The sequence below is a fragment of the Streptomyces glaucescens genome (assembly GCF_002154375.1).
GTDB lineage: Bacteria > Actinomycetota > Actinomycetes > Streptomycetales > Streptomycetaceae > Streptomyces > Streptomyces glaucescens.
Genome location: NZ_MUND01000462.1, coordinates 1 through 25,326, shown reverse-complemented (window position 1 = coordinate 25,326; position 25,326 = coordinate 1). Strand labels below are relative to the sequence as shown.

Below are 25,326 nucleotides of genomic sequence, written 5' to 3'. Positions count from 1 at the left end.
GGCCCGGGCCAACGCCGAGGAGCTGGGGCTGGCGGACCGGATCGAGGTGCGAGAGGCGGACGTCACCGAGGTCGACACGGGCGGGTACGACGCCGTCTTCGTCGACCCCGCGCGGCGCGGCGGGCGGGGCCGCATCTTCGACCCGGAGGCCTACTCGCCGCCGCTGTCCTGGGCCGTCGAGGCCGCCCTGCGGGCCCCGCACGCCGCCCTCAAGGTGGCTCCCGGCATCCCGCACGAGGCGGTGCCGGAGGCGGCCGAGGCGGAGTGGATCTCGGACGGCGGGGACGTGAAGGAGGCCGTGCTGTGGTTCGGCACCGGGCCCGGCCTGGTGCGGGCCACCCTGCTGCCCGGGCCGCGCACCCTGACCGGACGCGGGCTGGCCGACCCGGAGGTGCGGCCCGTCGGGCGGTTCCTGTACGAGCCGGACGGTGCCGTCATCCGCGCCCATCTGGTCGCCGAGGTGGCCGAGCAGGTCGGCGGCGGGCTGCTCGACGCGACCATCGCGTACGTCACCGCCGACGAGCCGCGGGACACGCCGTACGCCACCGCCTACGAGATCACCGATCACCTGCCGTTCAACGTCAAGAAGCTGAAGGCGCTGCTGCGGGAGCGGGGGGTGGGCGTGCTGACCGTGAAGAAGCGGGGGTCGGCCGTCGAACCGGAGGAGCTGCGGCGGAAGGTGCTGCCCAAGCCGCACGGCACCGCCGCGGTGACCGTCTTCCTCACCCGGGTGGCGGGTGCGCCCGCCATGCTGCTCGGGCGTCCCGCACCGAGGTAGCGGGGGTGGTTCCCCGGCTCGGGTGGCCGGATCCCTGCGGTCTCTCGCCTGTGCGTCGCTCAGGAGAACGCGCGGATCGACGCACGCGTCGACATTCTTCGGTCTTTTTCTGCCGTAGTACGTTCCCACCGATCGGACGCCCCCGACGCGGCCGCCCCAGCGCGGGACAATGATTTCCGTGGCAACGACAGACAGTTTAGGAACGCGCCGACGGGGCCGCCCGCGCCGGATCGAGGCGGGGCAGATCGTCGACGTGACGCGGCGCATCATCCTGGAGGAGGGCGTCGAGGCGGTCTCCATGCGGCGGATCGCCAAGGAGGTCGGCGCCACCCCGATGGCGCTGTACCACCACGTCCGCGACAAGGTCGAGTTGCTCATGCTCACCCTGACGGGCATGGTGGCGGCCGTCCCGCGCCCGTCCCTGCCCGACGATCCGCGCGAGCGCATCCTCGCCACCGCCGTGCACATGCACGACGTGCTGGCCGAGATGATCTGGGTCGTCGACATCCTCGCGCTCGGTGACCTCACCGACAAGGACGCGTGGTGGACGGCGGAGGAGATCATCGACTCGGCGATCGCCTGCGGGCTGAGCCCCGAGGAGGCGGTGCACGCCTACCACACCCTCTGGTACGTCATCCACGGCTCGCTGGTCTTCCGGCGCGCCGACGCCCGCCGTGCCGCCGACCCCGACCGCACGGCGCTCTTCCCCGACCTGATCACCGAGGAGGACGCGGCCGAACTGCCGCGCCTGGCCGCGCTGTCGAACCGCTGGCACGAGGTGAAGGCCGGCTACGACATCCGGGAACAACTCGAACGCGTCCTGGACGGCCTCCTGCGCCGGCCCCGCTCCTAGGGGGTGTCGTCGAACNNCGTGCCGGGCGTCGCGGGGCAGACGGGAGTTCGACGACACCCCTCGGGGCCGTGCGCGCCAAGTCCCCCCTCACCGCAGCGACGCCCAGAGCCGCCCCGCCTCCGGATCCTTGGCCACCACCCGGTTGGGGTCGGCGGGGGCCGGGGTGACCGGCATCGTCAGGGTGGTGACCGCGTCCGGCGGCAGGTCCCGCAGGGTCCGGGCCAGGCCGGTCAGCTCACCGAGCGAGTCGAGGCCGGTGTCGGTGGTGAGGCTGCCGGTGACCGCGTCGGCGACCTCGTAGAGCCGCGCCGGGTCGGTGAGCAGGCCGATCTCCGAGATCCGCGCCAGCAGCGCCTTGACCAGAGCGTGCTGCAGCCCTATCCGGCCGAGGTCGCTGCCGTCGCCGATGCCGTGCCTGGTGCGGGCCAGGCCGAGCGCCTGCTCGCCGTCGAGGTGGTGGGTGCCGGCCGCCAGGCGCAGATGGCTCAGGTCGTCGTCGATGTCCTCCTCGGTGGTGACGGTGACCCCGCCGAGCGCGTCGACCAGCCGCGCGAACCCGGAGAAGTCGATCTCGACGTAGTGGTCCATCCGGACGCCGGTCAGCGACTCCGCGGTCTTCACCGCGCACACCGGGCCGCCCACCTGGTAGGCGCTGTTGAACATCGCGCCGTCCGACGCGGCCGACTCGCCGCCGGACTCCAGCGGACAGGCCGGCCGGGCGACCAGGGTGTCGCGCGGGATGCTGACCACGGTCGCCGCGGTGCGCCCCGCGTCCAGGTGGACGACCATCGCCGTGTCGGCCCGGGCGCTGCCGCCCTCGCCGCCGCCCAGTGCGCGGTTCTCGGCGCCGTCGCGGGAGTCCGAGCCGAGGACGAGGATGTTCAGCGGGCCGCCGGGCAGCGGGGAGGCGCCGGGTGACGGGCCGCTCGTCGTCCTCGGGGGACGGTCGTCGCCGAGGGCGTGGTCGATGTCCACGCCGGTGATGTTGTCGCTGAGCTGCCAGTAGGCCCAGGCGGCCGCTCCGGCGCCCAGGACCAGCAGTGCGGTGAGGGCGAGGCCGGCGGTCTTCAGCCATCGTGACCGCCGGCCCACTGGTCTGCCCTCGTCCCCGTGTTCGTCAAGTCCCGCCACAAGGAGGAACATAAGTCCGAATTATGGCGAGGAGGAACGCCGGATCGTCTTTTCTTGGGGAAATCTCAGATTCCGCGCCCGGGACGCGTCCCGGAGTCACCGTGCCTCACCCCAGGGTCACCGCCGGCACCGGGTTGCTGCCGCTCCAGGTGCCGTTGAACCCGAACGTCACCGAACCGCCCGCCGGGACCGTCCCGTTGTAGGACAGGTTCGAGCAGCTGACCGCGGTGCCGGACTGGGTGCAGTCCGCGTTCCACGCCTGGCTGATCCGCTGGCCGGCGGCGAAGGTCCAGTTCGCCTTCCAGGACGCGAGCGCGGTCCCCGCGCAGTCGATCCGCACCTGGCCGGTGAAGCCGCTGTTCCACTGGTTGACGACGCTGTACGTCGCCTTGCAGCCGTCACCGGGCCCGGGGCCGGGCTGGCCGGTTCCGCCGAGCGACTCGGCGATGGCGTGATACGCCGGTTTCGGCGCGAGGTTCTCGTCGTACGGCGTGGCCGCGCCGTAGCCGTCGAAGACGTCCGGGACCCAGGAGTCGGCGTCGTTGAAGCCCCAGACGGTGACGCCGGTGCAGCGTGTCACGGCGAGGCAGGCGTTCATGACGGCCTTGTACTCGGCGGCCTGCTGGGCCAGCTTGGCCTGGGTCGCCGGGAGCTGCATGCGGATGTCCAGCTCGGTGATGGCCACGTCCACGCCGAGGTCGGCGAAGCGCTGGATGTTCTGCTGGAGGGTGGACGGCACCTGGCCGAGGATCAGGTGGGCCTGGAGGCCGACGCCGTCGATCGGGACGCCGCGCTCCTTCAGGGACTTGACCAGGTTGTACAGGGCGGTGCTCTTCGCGTTGACGCCCTCGACGTTGTAGTCGTTGATGTAGAGCTTGGCACCGGGGTCGGCGGCGCGGGCCCAGGTCAGGGCGTCGGCGATGTAGTCGGTGCCGAGGCCCGTGTACCAGAGGGACTGGCGGTAGGTGCCGTCCTCGTTGAACGCCTCGTTGACGACGTCCCACGCGGCGACCTTGCCCTTGTAGCGGGTCATCTCGGTGGAGATGTGGTTCTGGAGGATGGTGCGCAGCTCGGCCGGGGTGAAGGAGCCGCCCGTGAGCCAGCTCGGGTTCTGGCTGTGCCAGACCAGGGTGTGACCGCGGACCTGCTGGCCGTTGGCCTGGGCGAAGTCGACGATCCGGTCGGCCTCGGCCCAGTTGTAGGTGCCGCGGCTGGGCTCCACCGCCTCCCACTTCATGGCGTTCTCGGGGGTGAGCCAGTTGAACTCCCGCCCGGTGATCTCACCGCGGGCGCCGGTGAGGTGGGAGCCGCCGGCCGCCGTGCCGATGACCTTGCCCTTGGCGTCGGCCAGCTCGCGCAGCGGCACGTCGGCGGCGTGCGCGGCGGGGGCGGCGGCGAGCAGGGCGCCGAGCGTCGCGGCGACGCCGACGACCGCCGACCCCAGGGAGAAGCCGGATCTCAGAGATCTCATGCGGGTGCCTCCGAAAGTTTCGGTCATATAACCGATTGGCTGCGGAGGAGTGTTGGGGCGGAAGAGGCGAGGCGTCAACAGGGCGACTTTCGGCCACGCCTCACCGGCCTCCCGTACGGCAGCCCCCTCAGGACCCCGCCGGCGCGGCCGTACTGCTGCGCACCACCAGGCTCGTCGCCAGCTCCACCCGCGTCGCCGCCGGCGTCGTCTCGTCGCCGCGCCCCAGCTCCAACACCAGCCGCGCCGCCGCCTCCGCCATCTCGGTCAGCGGCTGCCGTACGGTCGTCAGCGGCGGGCCCACCCACCGGGCGACCGGCAGATCGTCGAACCCGACGACGCTCAGGTCCTCCGGCACCCGCAGCCCCAGCTCGCGCGCCGCCTCGTACAGACCGAGCGCCTGGAGGTCGTTCCCGGCGAAGACGGCCGTCGGCCGGTCGGGCTGCCGGAGCAGTTCCAGGCCCAGCCGGTAGCCGGACTCGTGGTGGAAGTCGCCGTTCCTGATCAGCGCGGGGTCGACCGGCACCCCGGCGGTCTCCAGCGCGGCCCGGTAGCCGTCGATGCGGGCCCGGCTGCACATCATCCGCGACGGCCCGCTGATCGCCCCGATGCGCCGGTGGCCCAGATCGACCAGGTGCCGGGTGGCGGCGAGGCCGCCCTGCCAGTTGGTGGCGCCGATTGACGGCACGTCGGAGCCCGGGTCGCCGGCCGGGTCCATCACCACGAACGGAATGGACCGGCTGGTCAGCAGGGCCCGCTGCGACTCGTCGAGCTCGGACAGCACCAGGATCACGCCGTGCGGCCGGCGCGCGGCGACCTGGTCGGCCCAGGTCCGCCCGGGGGTGAGCCGCCCCGCGCTCTCGGACAGCACGACGCTCAGCCCGGCGTCCCGGGCCACGTTCTCCACGCCGCGGATGACCTCCAGCGCCCAGGCGCTCTCCATCTCGTGGAAGACGAGGTCGACGAGCGGCGACCGGGTCGACTCGGCGCGGCGGCGCCGGTAACCGTGGGCGCGCAGCAGTTCCTCCACGCGGTTGCGGGTCGCCGGGGCGACGTCCGCGCGTCCGTTGAGGACCTTCGAAACAGTCGGGGCGGACACGCCCGCCTCGCGGGCGATCTCCGCGAGCGTCGCGGTCTGCGCGGACCGCCGTGCCGTCTGGGTTTGAGCGCGTTCCGGTGGAGTCATGCCCGCGATCGTATCTCTGCGCGACCCCTTGACGGACCCCGCGCGGCGCCTTAGGTTCCCGGAACATTCGATATTCATCCCGAAACATTCGCCCTTCCGGGCGTCCAGAAAGTCGAAAGGTTGCTGCCATGGGGTCCCACACGTCCATCGGCGGACGTTCGTTCAGCAGACGCTGGGTGCTCGGTGCCGGCGCCACCACCCTGCTCACCACCGGCCTGTCCGCCTGCGGCTCCTCCGGTGGCTCCGGCAGCGGCGACGGTACCCTCACCGCCTTCGTCTACGGCGACGACGCGGTGAAGGTCCAGCAGGCGGCCGTGGACCGCTTCAACAAGTCGGCGGCCGCGAAGAAGGCGGGCGGCAAGATCAAGCTGGAGCGGATCCCCGGCTCCGACTACTCCCCCAAGCTGCGCACGGCCATGGGCTCGCCCAGCGCGCCGGACGTGTTCTTCAACTGGGGCGGCGGCTCGATCAAGCCGTACGTCGAGGCGGACAAGCTGATCGACCTCACCGACATCATCGAGAACGACGAGGTCCTGAAGAAGGGCTTCCTGCCCTCGGTGCTCGCGGCCGGCGACCTCAAGGGCCGCCACTACGGCGTCCCGATGCGCGGCATGCAGCCGGTGATCCTCTTCTACAACAAGTCCGTCTTCACCGAGCACAAGCTGACCCCGCCGACCACCTGGGACCAGCTCCTCGACATCAACGCCAAGCTGAAGAGGGCGGGCATCACCCCGTTCGCGCTCGGCGGCTCCGACATCTGGCCGGAACTGATGTGGCTGGAGTACCTGGTCGACCGGCTCGGCGGGCCGGAGGTCTTCCGGCGCATCCAGGACGGCGACGCCGAGGGCTGGGGCGACCCGGCGGTGCTGAAGGCGGCCGAGATGGTGCGGGACCTGGTCGACGACGGCGCGTTCGGCTCGAAGTTCACCTCGGTGTCGTACGTCAACGGCGGCGCCCCCGCCGTCTTCGCCAAGGGCAAGGCGGCGATGCACCTGATGGGCTCCTGGGAGTACTCCACGCAGCTCGGCAAGTTCCCCGACTTCGCGAAGAAGGACCTGGGCTGGGCCCCCTTCCCGAAGATCGAGGGCGGCACCGGCGACGCCCGCAACGTGGTCGGCAACCCCACCAACTACTGGTCCGTCAACACCCGCGTCCGCAACAAGGACGCCGCGATCGCCTTCCTCAAGGAGTGCGCGTCCCGCGAGTACGCCAAGGACCTGGTGGCCAACGGCGACGTACCGACGACGTCGAACGCGGCTCTGCTGCTCGGTGACGCGCCGAACCCCGAGTACGCCCGCTTCCAGTACCAGATGGTCGAGGAGGCGCCCGCCTTCACCCTCTCCTGGGACCAGGCGCTCGGCGACGAGCTGGGCACCAGGATGCACACCGAGATCAGCAAGCTGTTCGCGGGGAAGTCGTCGCCGAGCCGGTTCGTGGCCGCCTGCAAGGGGCTGAAGTGAGCAAGGCGACCACCAAGCCCGTCAGGGCCCGGGCGGGGCGTCCGCACGCCGTCTGGGCCCTGCCCGGGGTGCTCTTCTTCGCGTTCTTCGCGGTCGTCCCTATGGGCCTGGCCTTCTACCTGTCCTTCACGCAATGGGACGGCCTCGGCGACCCCCGCCCGGTCGGCCTGGACAACTGGCAGAAGCTGCTCGACGACCCGCGCATCACCCAGTCCCTGTGGCTGACGGTCCTGCTGACGGTCTGCTCCTGGCTCTTCCAGACGGTCGTCGCCCTGCTCCTCGGCGTCTGGGCCGCGGGCAAGCAGCGCAACCGCGCGGTCCTCTCCGCGATCTTCTTCACCCCGCTGCTGCTGTCCTCCACGGCCGTCGCGCTGCTGTTCTACGCCCTGCTCGACCCGAACTTCGGCATCATCCAGAAGGACACCCTCGGCTCCTCCAGCGGGGCGTTCCTCGCCATCGTGTTCGTCGGCGGCTGGCAGTTCATGCCGCTGCACACGCTGATCTACCAGGGCGGCGCGCGCCAGATCCCGCAGGTGCTCTACCAGGCGGCGGCCATCGACGGCGCCGGCCCCCTCCGCCAGTTCTTCTCGATCACACTGCCGCAGCTGCGGCACACCGTCACCACGTCCAGCGTGCTGATCATCGTCGGTTCGCTGACGTACTTCGAGACCGTCCTGATCCTCACCAAGGGCGGCCCCGGCACGGACACGGCGATCCTGCCGTACCTGATGTACGAGGCGGGCTTCAAGTCGTACGACTTCGGCTACGCCAGCGCCATCGCGTCCTTCCTGGTCGTGACGGCCACCGGTCTCTCCCTGCTGCTGGTCCGGCTGACCGGCTTCGGCACCATGCGCAGCACCCGCGAAGGGATGTGACGAAGTGTCACACGATACGTTGCCGCGTCCCGCGAAGCTCCGCGAGCCCAGCCCGCCGTCGGGGCGGACGTCCCGCGCCCGGCGGCCCTGGACCAGGCGCGCCAACCCGGTCGCGGGCCTCGGCTCGCTGATCTGGCTGGTCGTCGTCCTGGTCCCGATCTACGCGATGCTCTCGGCGTCGCTGACCCGCCAGGACCAGCTGCTCGAGGGCAACCCGCTCAAGCCTCCGCCCGACCCCACCCTCGACAACTACAACACCGTCCTGGACAGCGGCTTCGGTCACCTCCTCGCCAACACGGCGATCGTCGCGGCGGCGGTCGTCGGTCTGGTGCTGGCGCTGTCCGTGCCGCTGGCGTACGTGGCCGTGCGCACCCGGAACCGCTGGTCCGGCGCCGCGTTCCGGCTCTTCCTGCTGGGCGTGGCGATCCCCGCCCAGGCGGTCGTCGTCCCGCTGTACCTGCTGATCGCCGAGCTCGGCCTCTACGACACCCTGCCCGCCGTGATCCTGCCGACGGCGGCCTTCGCGATGCCGGTGTCCGTGCTGGTCCTCACCGGCACCCTCCGGGACATCTCCGAGGAGCTGTACGAGGCGATGGCCCTGGACGGCGCCTCCTCGCTGCGGATGCTGTTCCAGCTGGTGATCCCGCTCGCCAAGGGCGGCATCAGCACGGTGGTGATCTACTCCGCGCTCCAGGCCTGGAACGGCTTCCTCTTCCCGCTGATCTTCACCCAGTCGGACGGCCCCCGGGTCCTCACCCTCGGACTCTTCAACTACGTCAGCCAGTTCGGGGTCAACGTCCCCGCGCTGCTCGCCTCGGTCGTCCTCTCCGGCATCCCGATCTTCGTCGTCTACCTGGTGGCCCGGCGCGCCCTCGTCAGCGGCCTGATGGGAGTGGGCGGCAAGTGACACCGGCCTCCGACCCCTCCGTTACCGACAGGAGTTTCATGACCAGCCCCTGGCGTGACCGCGCCCTGCCCACCGCCGCCCGGGTCGAGGACCTGCTCTCCCGGATGACCCTGGAAGAGAAGACGGCCCAGCTGTACGGCGTGTGGGTGGGCGCCGCCACGGACGGCGCCGGTGTCGCCCCGCACCAGCACGACATGACCGCCGAGCACTCCGACGAGGAATGGGACGAGCTGATCACCCGCGGCCTCGGCCAGCTCACCCGCCCCTTCGGCACCGCCCCCGTCGACCCGGAGACCGGTGCCCGCTCGCTGGCGAGCGCCCAGCGCCGGATCGCCGGGGCGGGCCGGTTCGGCATCCCGGCGATGGCGCACGAGGAGTGCCTGGCGGGCTTCACCGCGTGGGGCGCGACGGCGTACCCGGTGCCGCTGGCCTGGGGGGCCGCGTTCGACCCGGCACTGGTGGAGGAGATGGCCCGGCGCATCGGCCACGACCTGCGCTCGGTCGGCGTCCACCAGGGCCTCGCCCCGGTGTTGGACGTCGTACGCGATCTGCGCTGGGGCCGGGTCGAGGAGACCATCGGCGAGGACCCGTATCTCGTGGGCACGGTCGGCGCGGCCTATGTGCGCGGCCTGGAGTCGGCCGGGATCGTCGCCACGCTGAAGCACTTCGCCGGGTACGCCGCCTCGGCGGGCGCCCGCAACCTGGCCCCCGTACGGGCCGGGGTGCGGGAGTTCGCGGACATCACCCTGCCGCCGTTCGAGCACGCGCTGCGCGAGGGCGGCGCCCGCTCGGTGATGGCCGCCTACACCGAGACCGACGGCGTGCCCGCCTCCGCCGACCCCGGGCTGCTCACCGGCCTGCTGCGCGAGGAGTGGGGCTTCGACGGGACGGTGGTCGCGGACTACTTCGCCGTGGGCTTCCTGCAGACCCTGCACCGCGTCGCCGGCACCGACGCCGAGGCGGCCCACGCCGCCCTGGCGGCCGGCATCGACGTCGAACTGCCCACCGTGAAGTGCTACGGCGAGCCGCTGCTGAAGGCGGTGCGGGCGGGCGAGGTCCCCGAGGAGCTGATCGACCGGGCCGTCAGACGCGTCCTCACCCAGAAGTGCGAACTGGGCCTGCTCGACGAGGACTGGACACCCGAGCCCACCGGCCCGATCGACCTGGACTCCGCGGCCAACCGCGCCCTGGCCCGCCGCCTCGCGGAGGAGTCGGTGGTGCTGCTGGCCAACCCGGACGACCTGCTGCCGCTGTCCCCCGACACCCGGATCGCCGTCGTCGGCCCGCGCGCCGCCGACCCGCTGGCCATGCTGGGCTGCTACTCCTTCCCCTCCCACGTGGGCGTCCAGCACCCCGAGATCCCCATGGGCATCGAGATCCCCACCCTGCTGGAGGCCCTGCGCGGCGAGCTCCCCGACGCCAAGGTCACCTTCACCGAGGGCTGCGACACCTCCGACCCGGACCGCTCCGGCTTCGAGGAGGCGGTGGCCCGCGCCGCCGAGGCCGACGTCTGCGTGGCCGTGCTCGGCGACCGGGCGGGCCTGTTCGGGCGGGGCACCTCGGGCGAGGGCTGCGACGCGCTGGACCTCCAGCTCCCAGGCGTGCAGGGCGAGCTGCTGGACGCCCTGGTGGCGACCGGCGTCCCGGTGGTTCTGGTCCTGCTGACCGGCCGCCCCTACGCGCTCGGCCGCTGGGACGGGCGGCTCGGCGCGGTCGTGCAGGCCTTCTTCCCCGGCGAGGAGGGCGGCCCGGCGGTGGCGGGCGTGCTGTCGGGCCGGGTGAACCCGTCGGGCCGGCTCCCGGTGAGCGTGCCCCGTGCTCCCGGCGGCCAGCCGTGGACGTATCTCCAGCCGCCGCTGGGCCTGGCGGGCGAGGTCAGCAACCTGGACCCGACCCCGCTGTACCCGTTCGGCCACGGCCGCTCGTACACGACGTTCGCCTGGGAGGACTTCGACGGCGGGGTCCCGGAGCTGGGCACCGACGGCTCCTGCGACCTGTCCGTCACCGTCCGCAACACCGGCGACCGCGCGGGCGCCGAGGTCGTCCAGCTGTACTTGCACGACCCGGTCGCCCGGGTCACCCGCCCGGACGTCCGCCTGGTCGGCTACCAGCGGGTGTCCCTGGAGCCCGGCGAGGCGGCCCGGGTGACCTTCCGCTTCCCGGCCGCCCTGTCGTCCTTCACCGACCGCACCGGCCGCCGCGTGGTCGAGCCGGGCGCGCTCCAGCTCCGCCTGGCCGCGTCCAGCACGGACGTACGGCACACCGCGGAGCTGACGCTCACCGGCCCGGAGCGGCTCCTGGGCCCGGACCGGCCGCTGCGCTGCGAGACGGAGGTGCGGCCGCTCGCCTGAGCCTCAGCCGCCCGCGGGGCCGGCGTCCACCGGCTCGAACCGCCACCGGTGCACCGCGCGGGTCACCATGTCACCCGCCGGCTCCGGCAGTTCGGGGAGGCCGGCGTCGTAGGCGGCGTCCCACCAGGTGATGACGAGCACCCGGTCCTGCGGGGCGCGGAAGGTCTCCCGCCGCAGCGGGGCCGGGCTCAGCTCCTGGGCGCGGGCCCACGCCAGCAGCTCCTCGCCCTTGCCGGGGACCGCCCGCGCCTCCCACATCAACGCGACCGTCACGAGTACAGGTTCTCCTTGCTGACCTCGTGCACGTGGTCGTGGTCGTGGTGGTGCCCGGGGACGTGCGGGTCGGTCACCGGCAGGGAGGAGTCTGCGGACAGGTCCCAGCTGGAGGCGGCCCGGCCCCGGGCGACCATCTCCGCGCCGAGGGCGGCCACCATGGCGCCGTTGTCGGTGCACAGCTTGGGGCGCGGCACCCGCAGCCGGATGCCGGCCTTCTCACAGCGCTCCTGGGCGAGGGCCCGCAGCCGGGAGTTGGCGGCGACTCCGCCGCCGATCATCAGGTGGTCGACGCCCTCGTCCTTGCAGGCCCGCACGGCCTTGCGGGTGAGCACGTCCACGACCGCCTCCTGGAAGGAGGCCGCGACATCGCGCACCGGCACCTCCTCGCCCGCGGCCCGCTTGGCCTCGATCCAGCGGGCCACGGCCGTCTTCAGGCCGGAGAAGGAGAAGTCGTACGCCGGGTCGCGCGGGCCGGTGAGTCCGCGCGGGAAGGCGATCGCCTCCGGGTCGCCCTCGCGGGCGTAGCGGTCGATGACGGGGCCGCCGGGGAAGCCCAGGTTCAGCACGCGGGCGATCTTGTCGAAGGCCTCTCCGGCCGCGTCGTCGATGGTGGCGCCCATCGGCCGGACGTCGGAGGTGATGTCGGAGGACAGCAGCAGCGAGGAGTGCCCGCCGGAGACCAGCAGCGCCATCGTCGGCTCGGGCAGCGGGCCGTGCTCCAGCTGGTCGACGCAGATGTGCGAGGCGAGGTGGTTGACGCCGTAGAGCGGCTTGCCGAGCGCGTAGGCGTACGCCTTGGCCGCGGACACGCCGACCAGGAGGGCGCCCGCGAGGCCGGGACCGGCGGTGACGGCGATGCCGTCGAGGTCCTTGGCGCTGACCCCGGCCTCCTTCAGCGCGCGGTCGATGGTGGGCACCATCGCCTCCAGGTGGGCGCGGGAGGCGACCTCGGGGACGACACCGCCGAAGCGGGCGTGCTCGTCGACGCTGGAGGCGACGGCGTCGGCGAGCAGGGTGGTGCCGCGGACGATGCCGACGCCGGTCTCGTCGCAGGAGGTCTCGATGCCGAGTACGAGAGGCTCGTCTCGTGAGTCAGTCATGGGTCTCGGTTCCTTGTACGGAGGGCGCGCCGGCGGCGGGGGCGCTGTCAGGCAGGGTGGTCAGGCGCATGACCAGGGCGTCCACGTTGCCGGGCTGGTAGTAGCCGCGCCGGAAGCCGATGGGCTCGAAGCCGAAGCGCTCGTACAGCTTCTGCGCGCGGACGTTGTCCACCCGGCACTCCAGCATCACCTCGGCGCACTCGAAGGCGGTCGCGGCCCGCAGCAGTTCGGTCAGCAGCCGGGCGCCGAGGCCGGTGCCCCAGTGCTCGCGGGCGACGGCGATGGTCTGGACGTCGGCGGTCTCACCGGCGGAGGCGAGCCCGGCGTAGCCGACGATCCGGCCGCCGCCGTCCTCCTCGCCGTCCTCGGCGACGAGGTACCGCCGGGTCGCCTCGGGTCCGCGCGCATGCGCCAGCTCGGACCAGAACATGCCCCGCGACCAGGCGTCCTCGGGGAAGAGGGCCCGCTCCAGTTCGAGTACGGGATCGATGTCCCACCAGCGCATCTCGCGCAGCCGGGGGGTAGGGGTGCCGGTCACTTGGGGGTGACCACCTTGTAGTTCTTCGGGACCTGGGCGTCGGGCCGGCGCAGGTACAGCGGCCGGGGCGCGGGCAGCTCCTCGCCCGCGGCCAGCCTGCGGGCGGCCAGGGAGGCGAGCGCGGCGGCGGAGACGTGCTCGGGCTCGTGCGCGCTGGGGAAGACGTCCGGGTAGAGCAGCGCGCCGGCGCCGACCGCGGGCAGGTCCGCGACCTGCCCGGCGATGTCGGCGGGCCGGTCGACGGCCGGGTCGGTCACCCGGGTGCGGGAGTCGGCGTACCTGGCCCAGTAGACCTCCTTGCGGCGGGCGTCCGTGGCCACGACGAAGGGGCCCTCCAGGTCGGCGGCGTAGGCGAGCCCGTCGAGCGTGCACACGCCGTGCACGGGGACGCCGAGGGCGAGGCCGAAGGTGTCGGCGGTCATCAGACCGACGCGCAGCCCGGTGTAGGGACCGGGTCCGATGCCGACGACGATGCCGGTCACGGCGTCGAGCGCGAGCCCGGCCTCGGTGAGCACCCGGTCGACGGCGGGCAGCAGCAACTCGCCGTGCCGGCGCGCGTCCACCTGGCTGGACGAGGCGATGACATCCGTGCCGTCGTGCAGGGCGACGGTGACGGCGGGGGTGGCGGTATCCAGAGCGAGCAAGAGCACGCCAACAGCCTACGGCTCCCCGGGACCCGTGTCGGAAGTCCCGGTCCCCCGCCCCCCGGCTGCTACCGTCACCTGACGTAACGGAACATCTTCGGACTCTTGGGACATACGACGCGGAGGTGGGCGCCCGTGGCCAGCAGCAGCGCCGGATTCGTGACCGGGCTGACGGCGGCGGCGATGGTGACGGTCGGGTACCTCGCCTACCAGGCGTCGGTGAACGTCCCCGCCGGCCTGGGGCAGGCGCACCCCGGCAAGCCCGTGGCGGCCGTGTCGAAGGCGCCCAGGGACCAGCGGAACCCGGCGGCGCTGCCGGCCGGCTCCGGCCGGGGCGAGCGGGTCGTGTACTCGCTGGACGACGACCGGGTGTGGCTCGTCGCCCCCGGCAACAAGGTGCTGCGCACCTTCGTGGTCACCCCGAGCACGGTGGACCCGAAGCCCGGCGTCTACGCGGTCACGTCGCGTTCCAACCGCATCACCGGCACGGACGGCACCCTCATCGAGCATGTGGTCCGCTTCGCCAGCGTGGACAGCGTGACGATCGGCTTCAGCGCGGCGGTGGACGGCTCCACCGCGGCCCCGGACCGGCACACCCGCACGGGCGGCATCCGGGAGTCCCGCGCCGACGGGGACGCGATGTGGGACTTCGCGACGATCGGCCAGAAGGTCGTCGTCATCCGATAGAGGGACCCCGGGTGCCAGTGGCTACGCGGCCTCGCGGTGCTCGGTCAGCTGTTCGGGTTCCGGTCGGCGGGGCTCGCGCGGCGGCGTGGAGACCGCGGTCGCCGCCGCGCAGGACGCCAGCAGATCACGCATGGACACCGCGGGCACCACGCGCGGCCGCGTCTCGTCTCGTTCCGGAGCCTGCATGGACGCCTCCTGGGACCTGGGGGCGGACGTAGTTAGGCACACCTAACCACGGACGGGATACCATGTGACCACGCCCGGCCGCCCCGGCGCAATATGTTCCCGACGTCCCGTCGGAAACATCCCGACGACGTGTCGGTGACCATCTGCGGGGTGCGGCGCGGTGCGGTCCCAGGAGTCCGGCTCCCGCGGGCGCTCAGGCGGTCAGCGCGCTCAGGTCCGCCGTCGACCAGCGCGCGCCGATCCCGGTCAGGGTCACGTGCCGCACCTCGTCCGTCGTGTCGCCCACGGCCCGGTGGATGACGACGTGCAGCCGGTCGTCGGTCAGCTCCTCGACCTTGCCCTCGCCCCACTCCACGACGATCACCGAGTCCGGCAGCGAGACGTCGAGGTCCAGGTCCTCCATCTCGTCCAGCCCGCCGGACAGCCGGTAGGCGTCCACGTGGACGAGCGGCGGGCCGTCGCCGAGCGCGGGGTGCACCCGGGCGATGACGAACGTCGGGGAGGTGACCGCGCCGCGCACGTCCAGCCCCTCGCCGAGGCCGCGGGTCAGGGTGGTCTTGCCGGCGCCCAGCTCGCCGGTGAGCATCACCAGGTCGCCGGCGCGCAGCAGTTTGGCGAGCCGGCGGCCCAGCTCGCGCATCTGGTCGGGGGAGGTGACGGTCAGCTCGGTGACGGCCGGGCCGTTGCCCGGGCCGTTCTCGGCCGGGGCGGTCTCGGCCGGGTGGTTCTCGGCCGGGTGGTTCTCAGCCGGGTCGTGCGGTGCCGCTGGTGCTTCCATAGCCACCCACGGTAGCCCCTGCGGGCACCGCACCCGCGCGGGTGAGCAGGTCGGCGAGGCGGTCGGTGACCACCTCCGGGTGCTCCAGCATCACCAGGTGCCCCGCGTCCGGCACCAGCACCAGCTCGGCGTCCGGCAGCACATCGGCGATGGCCTCGCTGTGCCGGCTGGGGGTCACCAGGTCCTGCACCCCGGCCAGCACCAGCACCGGCAGCTCCGCGAAGTGGGCCAGCGCCTCCGTCTTGTCGTGGTCGGTGAAGGCGGGGTAGAACTCGGCGACCACGTCGATCGGGGTGCTCTCGATCATCCGCTCGGCGAAGCGTTCCACCGCCGGGTCGACGTCCCGGGACGCGAACGAGTACCGCTTGATGATCCCGGCGAACAGATCGGCGGTGGCCCGCCGCCCCTTCTCCACCAGCTCGGCCCGCTGCCCCAGCGCCCTCAGCACCCCCGGCAGCACCCGGCGCACCGCGTTGACCCCGGCGACCGGCAGCCCGAAGTTGACCTCGCCGAGCTGTCCCGAGGACGTGCCGACGAGCGCCACGGCCACCACCCGCTCGCGGATCAGCTCCGGGTACTGGTCGGCCAGCGCCATCACCGTCATCCCGCCCATGGAGTGCCCGACCAGCACGATCGGCCCCTCCGGCACGGCCGCGTCGAGCACGGCCTTCAGATCGCGGCCGAGCTGGTCGATGCTGACCGGCGTCCCGTCCGTCAGCTGCGCCGCCCCCCGCCCGGACCGGCCGTGGCTGCGCTGGTCCCAGTGCACGGTGCGCACGACCCCGCGCAGCGCCGCGCGCTGGAAGTGCCAGGAGTCCTGGCCCAGGCAGTAGCCGTGACTGAACACCACCGTGACGGGCGCGGGCGCCTTGCGGCCGAAGAGCCGCCGGCGGCGCGGGCTGACGGTGGCACCGGTGTCCGGCTCGACGTCGTCGACCTCGTAGTACAGCTCCGTGCCGTCGTCGGCGTACGCCTTGCCGGGGGTGCCGCGCAGCGCGCCGTACGGGCCCGTCGAGTCCAGGGCGAGGCGGGCCTTGCGGCGCACCCCGCGCCCCACGGTCATCCGCTCCAGCGCCACCCCGGCGGCGGCCCCCGCGGCCAGCACGCCTATCGCCGCGCCGGCGATCCCGGTCGCCCGGCGCCAGTTCCCGGCCGCCCCCGTGGCGGAGACGGCGGCCGCGGCGTCCGCGACCGCCTCCGCGCTGCTCTGGCTCACCTACCGCTCCTCACCGGCCGACGTCGCCGTGCACTGGCCGAGCACCCTCGTGCGGATCCTCGTTCACGTAGACGCGGGGCACCCGGGTTCCGATCCGCGTCACGATCTCGTACGCGATGGTCCCCGCGGCCTGCGCCCAGTCCTCCGCGGTGGGTTCCCCGCGATCGCCCGGTCCGAACAGCACCGCCTCCTCGCCCGGCGCGGGCTCGTCACCGCCGAGGTCGACGACGAACTGGTCCATCGCCACCCGCCCCGCGACCGTCCGCCACTTGCCGCCGATCAGCACCGGGCCGGTGCCCGAGGCGTGCCGGGGGATGCCGTCCGCGTAGCCGAGGGGGACCAGGCCGAGGGTGGTCTCGCCCGGGGTCGTGTAGTGGTGGCCGTAGCTCACGCCGTGCCCGCCCGGCACCTGCTTCACCAGGGCCAGCGACGCGGAGAGGGTCATGACCGGGCGCAGTCCGAAGTCGGCGGGGGTGCCGAGTTCCGGGCTGGGCGAGACGCCGTAGAGCGCGATGCCCGGGCGGACGAGGTCGAAGTGCGTCTCGGGGAGGGTGAGGGTGGCCGGGGAGTTGGCGATGTGCCGCACCTCCGGGCGCACTCCCTGGCCCTCCGCGTACGCCAGCATCTGACGGAACAGGGTGAGCTGGGCGGCGATGGAGGGGTGGCCCGGTTCGTCGGCGCAGGCGAAGTGCGACCAGAGACCGGTGATCCGCACCAGGCCCTCCCGCTCGGCGCGCAGCGCGGCCCCGACCAGTTCCTCCCAGTCGCGGCCGGGCGGGCAACCGTTGCGCCCGAGCCCGGTGTCGGCCTTGAGCTGCACCCGCGCCGGCCGTCCCGCCAGCCGCGCGGCGGCGGTGACCTCCCGCAGCGCCCACATCCCGCTCAGGGACACGTCGAGACCGGCCTCGACGGCCTCCCGCCACGGCCCGCCGGGCGTCCACAGCCAGCACAGGATCCGCACGTCCGCGGGCACCGCCCCGGAGGCCCGCAGCGCCAGCGCCTCCTCCGGCGTGGCGGTGCCCAGCCAGGTCGCCCCCGCCTCGACGGCCGCGCGGGCACACGGCACCGCCCCATGGCCGTACGCCTCGGACTTCACCACGGCCATCAGGGCCGCGCCGGGCGCGTGGGCACGCAGGGCCCGCACGTTGGCGCGCAGCGCGGCCAGGTCGATCTCGGCGCGGGCGCGCAGCGGGGCGGTCGGCAGATGTGCAGTCGTACTCATCGCGCCCAGTGTCTCAGAGGCCCCCGACGGCCCGGCCGACCGCGGGGTGCGGCCGCTCGCCGGGGGGGAGTTCCTAGCCGCCCGGCCTGCGCCCCCACACGTACACCCGGTCCCCGGTCCGCAGGACGTCCCACAGCTTGCGCGCGTCCTTGAGGCGCAGGTTGACGCAGCCCATGGACCCGACCGTCGTGTGGATGGTGTCGTACACCGCGTGGAAGGCCTGCCCGCCGCTGAAGAACTGCGAGTAGGGCATGGGCGTGTTGTAGAGGGTCGACGCGTGGTTCTTGTGCCGCCAGTAGATCTTGTGCCAGCCGGTCCTGGTGCCGTACCCGGCCCGGCCGCTGCGCATCGGCACCGGCCCGAACACGACCTTCTCGCCCTGCTGCACCCAGGTCAGCTGCCGGCCGAGGTCCACACAGGCGACCCGGTAAGTACGCACCGGGCACTTCCTCGCGGCGTCGGGGTTCGCGCGGGCGGCGAGCAGCTGCATGTGCGCCCAGGTCACCGGCCCGGTGAAGCCGATGGCCGGCTTGATCCCGTGCTGGACCTGGAAGACCCGGATCGCCTTGCAGTCGGCCGCCGACTGCTTCCCGTCCACCGTCAGTTCCAGCCACCGCTCGACCTGCCGCTGGTACGGCCCCGTCCTCGTGCTGCACGTCACCCCGCCCACGGCGTCCCCCAGCGGCACGTACTCGACGAGCGCGTACGCCCCTTCCGGCGCGTCGCTGGGCTCCAGGGCGTCCTCCGCGACCGAGGGCGGGTAGACCCGCGGCGCCAGCGCCTGATCGGGCGTGTCGACGGGCGCCGCCTGGTACACGCCCGGCACCAGCTCGGCCTCGACGCTCGTGGCGGGCGGCGGCTCAGGGGCGGCCCACACGGCACCGGCGGGCAGCAGCGCGGCGAGGGCGAGCACCACGGCCGCGCTTCGGGAGGCAACACATCCGCTGATCACCAGATCAGATAAACGCCCCTCGCCCCCGCCCCGCTCGCGGCACGCGCCAAAGGTCCCCCATTCACCGCAGCCACAGCCCTCCGCTCCCCCAGCCGCGTCCGCTCGCGCCACCGAGCCGCGGACCACCCGGCCGGGCGAACCCCGTCCTCCCTGGCCGCGGGCAGCCAGGCCGCCACCCCGCGGGCCCTCGGTGCCCCGAAGCCCGCGGGTCCCGCTCCGCCTGCCGCAGGCAGCCACGCGGCCGCGCGTCCTGCCCCCGCTCCGGCCCGGCCCGGCTCCGGGGCACAGCACGACCGAACGCCCAGCTCAGCCCGGCGCAGCCCCGCTCAGCCCGCCTCGCCCCGGTCGCGAGCCCCCGCACGGACATCGCGCCAGGCCCGCGGCACCGCCTCCGCCACGTCCCGCGCCCCCACCGGCGCCCCCTGTGCCGCGAACCTCCCGGCCAGCCCGTGCAGATAGGCCCCGGCGCTCCCCGCGTCGACCGCCGGCAGCCCCGCCGCCAGCAGCGACCCCGCCAGCCCGGACAGCACGTCCCCGCTCCCGGCCGTGGCGAGCCAGGGAGTGCCCGTCGGGTTCACCCGGACCGCGCCCCCGCCTCCCGCCGGGGCCACCAGGGTCGTCGACCCCTTCAGCAGCACGGCCGCGCCGTACCGCCCCGCCAGCTCCCGCACCGCCGCCAGCCGCGCCCCCTCGACCTCCTCGCGGCTCACCCCGAGCAGCGCCGCCGCCTCCCCGGCGTGCGGGGTCATGAGGGTGGGCGCCGTCCGCGCCCGTACGGCCTCGGCACCGGCCAGCCGCAACCCGTCGGCGTCGACCAGCACGGGCACCTCGGCCGCCAGCACCTCCGCGACCGTCCCGGCGTCGTCCCCGGCGCCCGGCCCGACGACCCAGGCCTGGACACGTCCCGCCCGCTTCGGCCCCCGGTCGGACACGAGCGTCTCGGGGAAGCGGGTGATGACCGCGTCCCCGGCGGGCCCCACGTACCGCACGGCCCCGGCGCCGCCGCGCAGCGCCCCGGCGACCGCCAGCACCGCCGCTCCGGGGTACCGCGCCGACCCGGCGGCGATGCCCACGACTCCGCGCCGGTACTTGTCGCTCTCCGCCGCAGGCTCCGGCAGCAGCGCCGCCACCTCCGCGTGCTGCAGCGCCTCCAGCTCCGGTTCGGCGGGCAGCTCGGCCCGGAGCCCGATGTCGACGAGCCGTACCGTCCCGGCGTACTCGCGCGCCGGATCGATCAGCAGCCCCGGCTTGTGCGTCCCGAAGGTCACGGTCAGGTTGGCCCGCAGCGCCGCGCCCCGCACCTCGCCGGTGTCCGCGTCGACCCCGCTCGGCAGGTCGACGGCGACGACGGCGGCCCGGGACCGCGCGGCGGCGTGTGCGAGGGGGACGGCCTCGGCCCGCAGCCCGCCCTTGCCGCCGATGCCGACGATCCCGTCGACGACCAGGTCCGCCCGCTCGATGAGCCGCTCCCCCGCGCCGGTGTCCGCGACCGCGCCGCCCGCCCGGCGCAGTGCCGCGAGTCCGCCCGGGTGCGCCCGCCCGGGTGAGAGGAGGACGGCCGTGACGCCCGCGCCCCGGCGGGCGAGCCGGGCCCCGGCGTAGAGGGCGTCGCCCCCGTTGTCGCCGCTGCCGACGAGCAGCACGACCCGGCTGCCGTACACCCGCCCGAGCAGTTGCGCGCAGGCGGTGGCGAGGCCGGCCGCCGCCCGCTGCATCAAGGTGCCCTCCGGCAGCCGCGCCATCAGTCGGCGCTCCGCCGCCCTGACCGTCTCCACGCCGTACGCAGTCCGCATGCGTCCGAGTCTCCCGTACGTCGATCTCGTTGCCCGTCGACCAGGTTGCCCGTCGATCAGGTTGCCGTCCCTCAGGTTGCCCGTCTGTCTCGTCGTACCCGTTGACGCTGTGCCGTCTCGTTGCCAGACTCCCGGACCCCCACAGGATGAATCGATTCAGTCGAATCGGTTCGACGAGAGGACGCACCCGATGGGACGCAGAGCCGCACTCCTCGCCGCCACCGGCGCCACCGCCCTCCTCACCACCGCGGGCACCCTCGCGGCACCCACCGCCACCGCCGCCACCGCCGCCACCACCGGCGCGACGGCCGTCGCCGCCGCCTGCGGCGAGGGCTCCTACCAGGCCGAGGCGGTCCTGAACGGCGGCACCTGGACGGCCCGCCGGGGCGGCACGGTCGTCCACACGGGCACGGACATGCGGGCGGCGGTCCAGGCGGCGGTGAACAGCCTGACCGCCGGGCGCACCGCGAAGCAGCGGGTCGTGGTCCGCGGCTCCGGCTCGATGCCGGCCGGCTCCCGTGTCTCCCTGCCCAGCTACACCGTCCTCGACGTCTGCGGCACCATCAACGTGACCGGCACCGGCACCGGCGACCAGGCCCCCGTCTACTCACGCGGCACCCGCGACATCGAGGTGCAGCACCTGAACGTCACCGGCAGCCCGCTGTACGGGATCTTCCTGCGCAACGTGCAGAACGCCACCCTCGGCCAGATCGACATGCGCCTGTCCTCCGGCCTCGGCGTCCGCATCGACAACCGCGGCGACACCAGCCAGTGGACCCGCAACGTCCGCATCGACAGCGTCTTCGTCTCCGGCGCCTCCAGCCACGCGGTGGAGACCTACGGCGTCGACGGCCTCACGGTCGGCACGGTCACCGCCCGGAACGTGGGCGAGTCGGGGCTCCTGCTGAACCAGACCGTCAACGCCACCATCACGAAGGTGGACGCGGAGAACGCCGGAACGGGCACCGGGTACGCCGCCTTCCGCATGGCCAACCGCAACGGCCGCGTCGGCAGCTCCTACCCGGTGAACATCCGCGTCGGCGAGGTCGTCGCCCGGGGCGGCGGGCGCGGGGTGTTCTGCGTCTCGGAGAGCGGCGGCGCGGTCATCGACCGGGTGACGCTGTCGAACACCGGCAACAACGCGGTGCTCGTGGAGAACTGCTACAACGTCACCCTCGCCGCCCAGAGCGGCAGCGTCACCGGCGGCGGCGAGATCCGGCTGGCGGCCCGCTCGGAGTTCCCGAACAACCGGGACATCACCATCCAGAACCTGACGGTGACCAACTCCTCGATCCGCGAGAGCCCCTGCGGCGAGAACACCACGTTCCGCGACAACACCCTGGTGAACAGCAGCCAGTCCGTCTGCTGAGGCGGGTGGCGCCGCCCGCTCACCCCTCGGCGATCACCACCGCCGACGCCACTCCCGCGTCATGGCTGAGGGACACGTGCCAGGAGCGGACGCCCAGTTCGGCCGCCCGGGCCGCGACCGTCCCGGTGACCCGCAGCCGGGGCCGGCCGCTGTCCTCGACCCAGACCTCCGCGTCCGTCCAGAGCAGACCGGGCGGCGCCCCCAGGGCCTTGGCCAGGGCCTCCTTCGCCGCGAAGCGGGCGGCGAGGGAGGCCGGGCCCCGGCGTTCCCCGCTGGGCAGCAGCAGTTCACTCGTCCTGAAGAGGCGCCGGGCCAGCGCCGGGGTGCGTTCCAGGGACGCCGCGAAGCGGTCGATCTCGGCGACGTCGATACCGACTCCGATGATGCTCATGCCGAGCACCCTACGGTCGGACGCCCGCGTGCCCGGCTGCTAGCCTGCGGCGACTTCCCACTTCACACACGCCGGCGCGCCCTGGGGGGCCAGTTCGCGCGCCCGGCGTGTCCATCGGCAGCCAGGGGGCGGAGGAATGAGCAGGACCACCAGCGGCATACCGGGCGCGGTGCCCGGAACGGGGCCGTTCTTCGACCCCTACGACACCCTGCCCGAACTTCTCCCGCTGCGCACCGCCGCACGCGCCGGCGACTGGGCCGCCGTACGGGCGTACTTCGCCGCCCTCGACTCGCCGGAGCAGGTCAGCTTCGCCGTCGGGCTGCTCGCCGAGGAGGACGGCGTCGAGACGATGCTGGAGCGGGCCGCGGCCGAGCACCCGGCCGATCCGTTGCCGCGCACCCTGCTCGCGGACCGGTACGTCCGCATCGGCTGGGCGATCCGCAGCGACCTGCGCGCCGAGCACGTCTCCCAGGACCAGTTCGCGCGGTTCCACGCGTGGCTGCGGCGGGCCGAGCAGCTCCTCATCGAGGTGTGCGCGCAGGCGCCGTGGTACGCCCCCGCCTGGACCGTGCGGCTGATCACCGCGCGCGGGCTCCAGCTCGGCCAGGCCGAGGCCCGCCGCCGCTACGACCGGCTCAGCGCCCACCACCCGCACCACTACCCGGCCCAGACGCAGTTGCTCCAGCAGCTGTGCCCGAAGTGGGGCGGTTCCTGGGACGCCGCGCACGGCTTCGCCCGCGAGGCCACCACCGCCGCCCCCGACGGCGCGCACACCGGCGCCCTGGTGGCCCTCGCCCACCTGGAGCGCTGGCTCGACCTGGACGGCCCCGAGGCGGGCGCGTACATGCGGGGCGTGCCGGTCCGGGACGACCTTCGGTTCGCGGCGCAGGTGTCCGTGCTGCACCCGGACCACCGGCCCGGCTGGCACTGGATCGGCGCGCACAGCGCGTTCGCGATGGCCTTCTCGCTCGGCGGCCACTTCTCCGACGCCCGGCGGCACTTCGAGGCCCTGGGCGACCGGGCGAGCGACTTCCCGTGGTCGTACCTGTCCGATCCGAAGGCCGCGTTCGTGAAGTACCGCAAGTCCGCGCTGGCGACGATCTGAGGGGCGGCACACCATGAGCACCGAGACGAACCAGACGCGCGCGAGCGGCCTCGACGCCCTCGCCGGACTGGTCTCCCACACCACCACCCAGGGCATCCCCACCCTCTACGCCCCGGCGCAGGGCGGCGAGATCACCGCCGGACTGTTCTTCCGGGTCGGCCGCGCCGACGAGACCCTCGCCACCAGCGGCATCACCCACCTCGTGGAGCATCTCGCCCTGCACCGGCTCGGCCTGACCGACCTGCATCACAACGGCACCACCGCGAACGCCTACACCCTCTTCCACGTCACCGGCAGCGAGGCGGAGGTCGTCGCGCATCTCAACGCCGTCTGCGCGGCACTGCGCGACCTGCCGCTGGAGCGGCTGGAGACCGAGAAGGAGATCCTGCGCACCGAGGCCGCCGGGCGCGGCCAGGGCGCGAACTCCCAGATGCCGCTGTGGCGCTACGGCGCCCAGGGCTACGGCCTGTCCAGCTATCGCGAGCTGGGCACCTGGAGCCTCACCGCCGACCAGGTCCGGCACTGGGCGCGGACCCGGTTCACCCGCGACAACGCGGTGCTGTGGATCACCAGCGGCCACGTCCCGGCGGGCCTGGACCTCACCCTGCCCGCGGGCACCCGTGTGCCGGCCCCGGCCGCGACGGGCGCGCTGCCCGTCACCCCGGCCTACATCCACGGCGACGACGGCCATGTCGTCTTCACCTCGGTGCTGCCCCGCACCACCGCCGCCTCCGTCTTCGCCGACGTCCTCGGCCGCGCCCTCTTCCAGGACCTGCGCCAGGAGGGCGGCTACTCCTACACCGCGGAGGCCGACTACAGTCCGCGCGACGCCGACTTCGCCACCCTCACCGCGTACGCGGACGCGCTGCCGCAGAAGCAGGACGCGGTCGTCGGCGGCTTCGTCGACACCCTCGCGCGGCTGCGGGCGGGGCGGATCGAGCAGGCGGAGCTGGACGCCGTCCGCGGCAAGATCTTGAAGATGTACGACGTGCCGGACCTGGCCGCCGCCGCGCTGCCGTCGTACGCGCTGAGCCTGCTGCTCGGGCACCGCCTGCTCTCCCCGGACCAGCACCGGGCCGAGCTGGAGGCGGTCACCGTGGACGATCTGCGCGAGGTGGCCCGCCAGGCCTGGGACGCGGGGCTGCTCCAGGTGCCGGGGCGGGGCGCCGACTGGGCGGGCTTCACGCTCGCCCCGCAGTACTCGGCGGACGCCGTCACCGGGACCCGGCATCCCTCCCTGGAGGACGAGCGGGTCACCCTGGTCATCGGCGCGGAGGGGGTCAGCCTGCTGACCCCGGGCGGCCCGGTGACCGTCCGGTACGACGCCTGCGCGGCGATGTCCGTACGGCCCGACGGGGCCCGCAGCCTCACCGGTCACGACGGCTTCTGCGTCAGCGTGGAGCCGACCCTCTACCGGGGCGTGACCCCGGACCGGATCGCGGCCCTGGACGCGGCCGTCCCGCCCGGCGCGGTGGTCCGGCTGCCGGCCCGCGACCCGGAGGACATCCCCCGCCCGGGCCAGCGCCCGGCGGGCGGCGCCCGTCCGGCCCGGACGCGCGGCGCGGCCGGCTGGGCGTGGCAGATCGGGTTCTGGGCGTGTGCTGCCCTGACGGCCCTGTGGGGTCTGCTGTGCGTGCTGGTCACCGTCGACGAGGCCGGTGCCGCGCGCCCCGAGTGGGACGCGGTGACCGGCATCTGGGCCCTGGAGCTGCCCCTGCTGTTCGTGAGCTGGAAACTGCTGCGGGAGCCGCGCCGCAGGAGCCGCTGAGCGGGCGGCCCCTACTCCACGGTCACCGACTTCGCCAGGTTCCGCGGCTGGTCCACCTCGTTGCCGCGGGCCGTCGCCAGCTCGCAGGCGAAGACCTGGAGCGGCACCGTGGCGACCAGCGGCTGGAGCAGGGTGGGGGTGGCGGGCACGCTGATGAGGTGGTCGGCGTACGGCACGACCGCCTCGTCGCCCTCCTCCGCGATCACGATGGTGCGGGCGCCCCGGGCGCGGATCTCCTGGATGTTGGAGACGATCTTGTCGTGCAGCACGGACCGGCCGCGCGGCGACGGCA

General features: G+C 73.7%; 25 protein-coding genes. 10 read left to right on the top strand and 15 right to left on the bottom strand.

Translation table 11 applies throughout. From position 1 onward, the window contains the following. Both CCN42_RS27920 and CCN42_RS27915 read left to right on the top strand, forming a co-directional pair. Nucleotides 1-778 (top strand): class I SAM-dependent methyltransferase (locus CCN42_RS27920; protein ID WP_422641195.1); only part of this gene is annotated, 778 nt, incomplete at its 5' end. A gap of 169 nt (nucleotides 779-947) precedes the next feature. Then, complete coding sequence (locus tag CCN42_RS27915; protein ID WP_086739741.1) at nucleotides 948-1,631, top strand: TetR/AcrR family transcriptional regulator; 684 nt, start codon at nucleotides 948-950, stop codon at nucleotides 1,629-1,631. 87 nt (nucleotides 1,632-1,718) lie between these two features. Here the strand turns inward: CCN42_RS27915 and CCN42_RS27910 are convergent, their stop codons facing one another. The 3 genes from CCN42_RS27910 to CCN42_RS27900 form a co-directional block, all read right to left on the bottom strand. Then, nucleotides 1,719-2,774 (bottom strand): LCP family protein, encoded by a 1,056-nt coding sequence (locus CCN42_RS27910; protein WP_086739740.1) that lies wholly within the window; start codon nucleotides 2,772-2,774, stop codon nucleotides 1,719-1,721. Nucleotides 2,775-2,868: 94 nt separating this feature from the next. Then, nucleotides 2,869-4,233 (bottom strand): glycoside hydrolase family 10 protein, encoded by a 1,365-nt coding sequence (locus tag CCN42_RS27905; protein ID WP_086739739.1) that lies wholly within the window; start codon nucleotides 4,231-4,233, stop codon nucleotides 2,869-2,871. A 127-nt stretch (nucleotides 4,234-4,360) separates the two neighbouring features. Further along, nucleotides 4,361-5,416 (bottom strand): LacI family DNA-binding transcriptional regulator, encoded by a 1,056-nt coding sequence (locus CCN42_RS27900; protein WP_086739738.1) that lies wholly within the window; start codon nucleotides 5,414-5,416, stop codon nucleotides 4,361-4,363. A gap of 128 nt (nucleotides 5,417-5,544) precedes the next feature. Here CCN42_RS27900 and CCN42_RS27895 point away from each other — a divergent pair, with 128 nt between their 5' ends. From CCN42_RS27895 to CCN42_RS27880, 4 genes are read left to right on the top strand one after another with little or no spacing between them, the layout of a single operon-like run. After that, nucleotides 5,545-6,876 (top strand): ABC transporter substrate-binding protein, encoded by a 1,332-nt coding sequence (locus CCN42_RS27895; protein ID WP_086739736.1) that lies wholly within the window; start codon nucleotides 5,545-5,547, stop codon nucleotides 6,874-6,876. Continuing rightward, entirely contained in the window at nucleotides 6,858-7,751 is an 894-nt protein-coding gene (locus tag CCN42_RS27890; RefSeq protein WP_086739734.1) for a carbohydrate ABC transporter permease, read from the top strand. Before CCN42_RS27895 ends, CCN42_RS27890 begins: the two co-directional genes overlap by 19 nt. Before the next feature lie 4 nt (nucleotides 7,752-7,755). Continuing rightward, nucleotides 7,756-8,658, top strand: coding sequence for a carbohydrate ABC transporter permease (locus CCN42_RS27885; RefSeq protein ID WP_386582064.1), 903 nt, complete (start codon nucleotides 7,756-7,758; stop codon nucleotides 8,656-8,658). Between the two features lie 38 nt (nucleotides 8,659-8,696). Continuing rightward, on the top strand, nucleotides 8,697-11,009 hold the full coding sequence (locus CCN42_RS27880) for a beta-xylosidase/alpha-l-arabinosidase (RefSeq protein ID WP_086739732.1): 2,313 nt from the start codon (nucleotides 8,697-8,699) through the stop codon (nucleotides 11,007-11,009). 3 nt (nucleotides 11,010-11,012) lie between these two features. Here CCN42_RS27880 and CCN42_RS27875 read toward each other — a convergent pair whose 3' ends face one another. The 4 genes from CCN42_RS27875 to tsaB are packed head-to-tail and all read right to left on the bottom strand — an operon-like array spanning nucleotide 11,013 to nucleotide 13,573. Beyond that, on the bottom strand, nucleotides 11,013-11,282 hold the full coding sequence (locus tag CCN42_RS27875) for a hypothetical protein (protein WP_086739731.1): 270 nt from the start codon (nucleotides 11,280-11,282) through the stop codon (nucleotides 11,013-11,015). After that, entirely contained in the window at nucleotides 11,279-12,385 is a 1,107-nt protein-coding gene (gene tsaD / locus CCN42_RS27870; protein ID WP_086739730.1) for a tRNA (adenosine(37)-N6)-threonylcarbamoyltransferase complex transferase subunit TsaD, read from the bottom strand. The genes CCN42_RS27875 and tsaD overlap by 4 nt, the downstream gene beginning before the upstream one ends. Continuing rightward, nucleotides 12,378-12,890, bottom strand: coding sequence for a ribosomal protein S18-alanine N-acetyltransferase (gene rimI, locus CCN42_RS27865; protein WP_086739742.1), 513 nt, complete (start codon nucleotides 12,888-12,890; stop codon nucleotides 12,378-12,380). The genes tsaD and rimI overlap by 8 nt, the downstream gene beginning before the upstream one ends. A 29-nt stretch (nucleotides 12,891-12,919) precedes the next feature. After that, entirely contained in the window at nucleotides 12,920-13,573 is a 654-nt protein-coding gene (gene tsaB, locus CCN42_RS27860) for a tRNA (adenosine(37)-N6)-threonylcarbamoyltransferase complex dimerization subunit type 1 TsaB (RefSeq protein WP_086739729.1), read from the bottom strand. A 129-nt stretch (nucleotides 13,574-13,702) separates the two neighbouring features. Here tsaB and CCN42_RS27855 point away from each other — a divergent pair, with 129 nt between their 5' ends. Then, nucleotides 13,703-14,254, top strand: a complete 552-nt coding sequence (locus tag CCN42_RS27855; protein ID WP_086739728.1) for a hypothetical protein — start codon at nucleotides 13,703-13,705, stop codon at nucleotides 14,252-14,254. A 21-nt stretch (nucleotides 14,255-14,275) separates the two neighbouring features. On the opposite strand, the gene CCN42_RS43455 is transcribed toward CCN42_RS27855, so the two are convergent. The 6 genes from CCN42_RS43455 to CCN42_RS27830 form a co-directional block, all read right to left on the bottom strand. After that, nucleotides 14,276-14,440, bottom strand: coding sequence for a hypothetical protein (locus CCN42_RS43455; RefSeq protein WP_169731538.1), 165 nt, complete (start codon nucleotides 14,438-14,440; stop codon nucleotides 14,276-14,278). 193 nt (nucleotides 14,441-14,633) lie between these two features. After that, on the bottom strand, nucleotides 14,634-15,218 hold the full coding sequence (gene tsaE, locus CCN42_RS27850) for a tRNA (adenosine(37)-N6)-threonylcarbamoyltransferase complex ATPase subunit type 1 TsaE (protein ID WP_086739727.1): 585 nt from the start codon (nucleotides 15,216-15,218) through the stop codon (nucleotides 14,634-14,636). After that, a complete protein-coding gene (locus CCN42_RS27845; RefSeq protein WP_086739726.1) occupies nucleotides 15,184-16,434 on the bottom strand; it encodes an alpha/beta fold hydrolase in 1,251 nt (416 codons plus the stop codon). The genes tsaE and CCN42_RS27845 overlap by 35 nt, the downstream gene beginning before the upstream one ends. Nucleotides 16,435-16,444: 10 nt before the next feature. Further along, the gene (gene alr / locus CCN42_RS27840; RefSeq protein ID WP_086739725.1) at nucleotides 16,445-17,656 is read right to left on the bottom strand and encodes an alanine racemase; all 1,212 of its coding nucleotides are present in this window, start codon (nucleotides 17,654-17,656) and stop codon (nucleotides 16,445-16,447) included. Between the two features lie 73 nt (nucleotides 17,657-17,729). Further along, entirely contained in the window at nucleotides 17,730-18,572 is an 843-nt protein-coding gene (locus CCN42_RS27835) for a L,D-transpeptidase (RefSeq protein WP_086739724.1), read from the bottom strand. A 362-nt stretch (nucleotides 18,573-18,934) separates the two neighbouring features. Further along, a complete protein-coding gene (locus CCN42_RS27830) occupies nucleotides 18,935-20,401 on the bottom strand; it encodes an NAD(P)H-hydrate dehydratase (protein WP_086739723.1) in 1,467 nt (488 codons plus the stop codon). Nucleotides 20,402-20,591: 190 nt separating this feature from the next. On the opposite strand from CCN42_RS27830, the gene CCN42_RS27825 reads away from it, so the two are divergent. Beyond that, nucleotides 20,592-21,770: a hypothetical protein gene (locus CCN42_RS27825; RefSeq protein WP_086739722.1), complete on the top strand. Its 1,179-nt coding sequence runs from the start codon at nucleotides 20,592-20,594 to the stop codon at nucleotides 21,768-21,770. A 19-nt stretch (nucleotides 21,771-21,789) separates the two neighbouring features. Here CCN42_RS27825 and CCN42_RS27820 read toward each other — a convergent pair whose 3' ends face one another. Then, a complete protein-coding gene (locus CCN42_RS27820; protein WP_086167784.1) occupies nucleotides 21,790-22,161 on the bottom strand; it encodes a holo-ACP synthase in 372 nt (123 codons plus the stop codon). A gap of 136 nt (nucleotides 22,162-22,297) precedes the next feature. Here CCN42_RS27820 and CCN42_RS27815 point away from each other — a divergent pair, with 136 nt between their 5' ends. Together CCN42_RS27815 and CCN42_RS27810 are read left to right on the top strand one after the other, a co-directional pair. Further along, complete coding sequence (locus tag CCN42_RS27815; RefSeq protein ID WP_086739721.1) at nucleotides 22,298-23,266, top strand: tetratricopeptide repeat protein; 969 nt, start codon at nucleotides 22,298-22,300, stop codon at nucleotides 23,264-23,266. A 13-nt stretch (nucleotides 23,267-23,279) separates the two neighbouring features. Then, on the top strand, nucleotides 23,280-25,034 hold the full coding sequence (locus CCN42_RS27810) for a M16 family metallopeptidase (RefSeq protein WP_086739719.1): 1,755 nt from the start codon (nucleotides 23,280-23,282) through the stop codon (nucleotides 25,032-25,034). A gap of 11 nt (nucleotides 25,035-25,045) precedes the next feature. On the opposite strand, the gene CCN42_RS27805 is transcribed toward CCN42_RS27810, so the two are convergent. Continuing rightward, the coding region (locus CCN42_RS27805; RefSeq protein WP_143662027.1) for an SIS domain-containing protein at nucleotides 25,046-25,326 on the bottom strand (281 nt) is incomplete at its 5' end.

What these genes read in the sequence shown, in the direction of transcription:
- CCN42_RS27900 (WP_086739738.1), bottom strand. Translation starts at nt 5,416, where the DNA reads ATGACTCCACCGGAACGCGCTCAAACCCAGACGGCACGGCGGTCCGCG.
- CCN42_RS27910 (WP_086739740.1), bottom strand. Translation starts at nt 2,774, where the DNA reads ATGTTCCTCCTTGTGGCGGGACTTGACGAACACGGGGACGAGGGCAGA.
- CCN42_RS27825 (WP_086739722.1), top strand. Translation starts at nt 20,592, where the DNA reads ATGGGACGCAGAGCCGCACTCCTCGCCGCCACCGGCGCCACCGCCCTC.
- alr (WP_086739725.1), bottom strand. Translation starts at nt 17,656, where the DNA reads ATGAGTACGACTGCACATCTGCCGACCGCCCCGCTGCGCGCCCGCGCC.
- rimI (WP_086739742.1), bottom strand. Translation starts at nt 12,890, where the DNA reads ATGCGCTGGTGGGACATCGATCCCGTACTCGAACTGGAGCGGGCCCTC.
- CCN42_RS27915 (WP_086739741.1), top strand. Translation starts at nt 948, where the DNA reads ATGATTTCCGTGGCAACGACAGACAGTTTAGGAACGCGCCGACGGGGC.
- CCN42_RS43455 (WP_169731538.1), bottom strand. Translation starts at nt 14,440, where the DNA reads ATGCAGGCTCCGGAACGAGACGAGACGCGGCCGCGCGTGGTGCCCGCG.
- CCN42_RS27815 (WP_086739721.1), top strand. Translation starts at nt 22,298, where the DNA reads ATGAGCAGGACCACCAGCGGCATACCGGGCGCGGTGCCCGGAACGGGG.
- CCN42_RS27830 (WP_086739723.1), bottom strand. Translation starts at nt 20,401, where the DNA reads ATGCGGACTGCGTACGGCGTGGAGACGGTCAGGGCGGCGGAGCGCCGA.
- CCN42_RS27810 (WP_086739719.1), top strand. Translation starts at nt 23,280, where the DNA reads ATGAGCACCGAGACGAACCAGACGCGCGCGAGCGGCCTCGACGCCCTC.
- CCN42_RS27880 (WP_086739732.1), top strand. Translation starts at nt 8,697, where the DNA reads ATGACCAGCCCCTGGCGTGACCGCGCCCTGCCCACCGCCGCCCGGGTC.
- CCN42_RS27820 (WP_086167784.1), bottom strand. Translation starts at nt 22,161, where the DNA reads ATGAGCATCATCGGAGTCGGTATCGACGTCGCCGAGATCGACCGCTTC.
- CCN42_RS27905 (WP_086739739.1), bottom strand. Translation starts at nt 4,233, where the DNA reads ATGAGATCTCTGAGATCCGGCTTCTCCCTGGGGTCGGCGGTCGTCGGC.
- tsaE (WP_086739727.1), bottom strand. Translation starts at nt 15,218, where the DNA reads ATGGAAGCACCAGCGGCACCGCACGACCCGGCTGAGAACCACCCGGCC.
- CCN42_RS27895 (WP_086739736.1), top strand. Translation starts at nt 5,545, where the DNA reads ATGGGGTCCCACACGTCCATCGGCGGACGTTCGTTCAGCAGACGCTGG.
- tsaD (WP_086739730.1), bottom strand. Translation starts at nt 12,385, where the DNA reads ATGACTGACTCACGAGACGAGCCTCTCGTACTCGGCATCGAGACCTCC.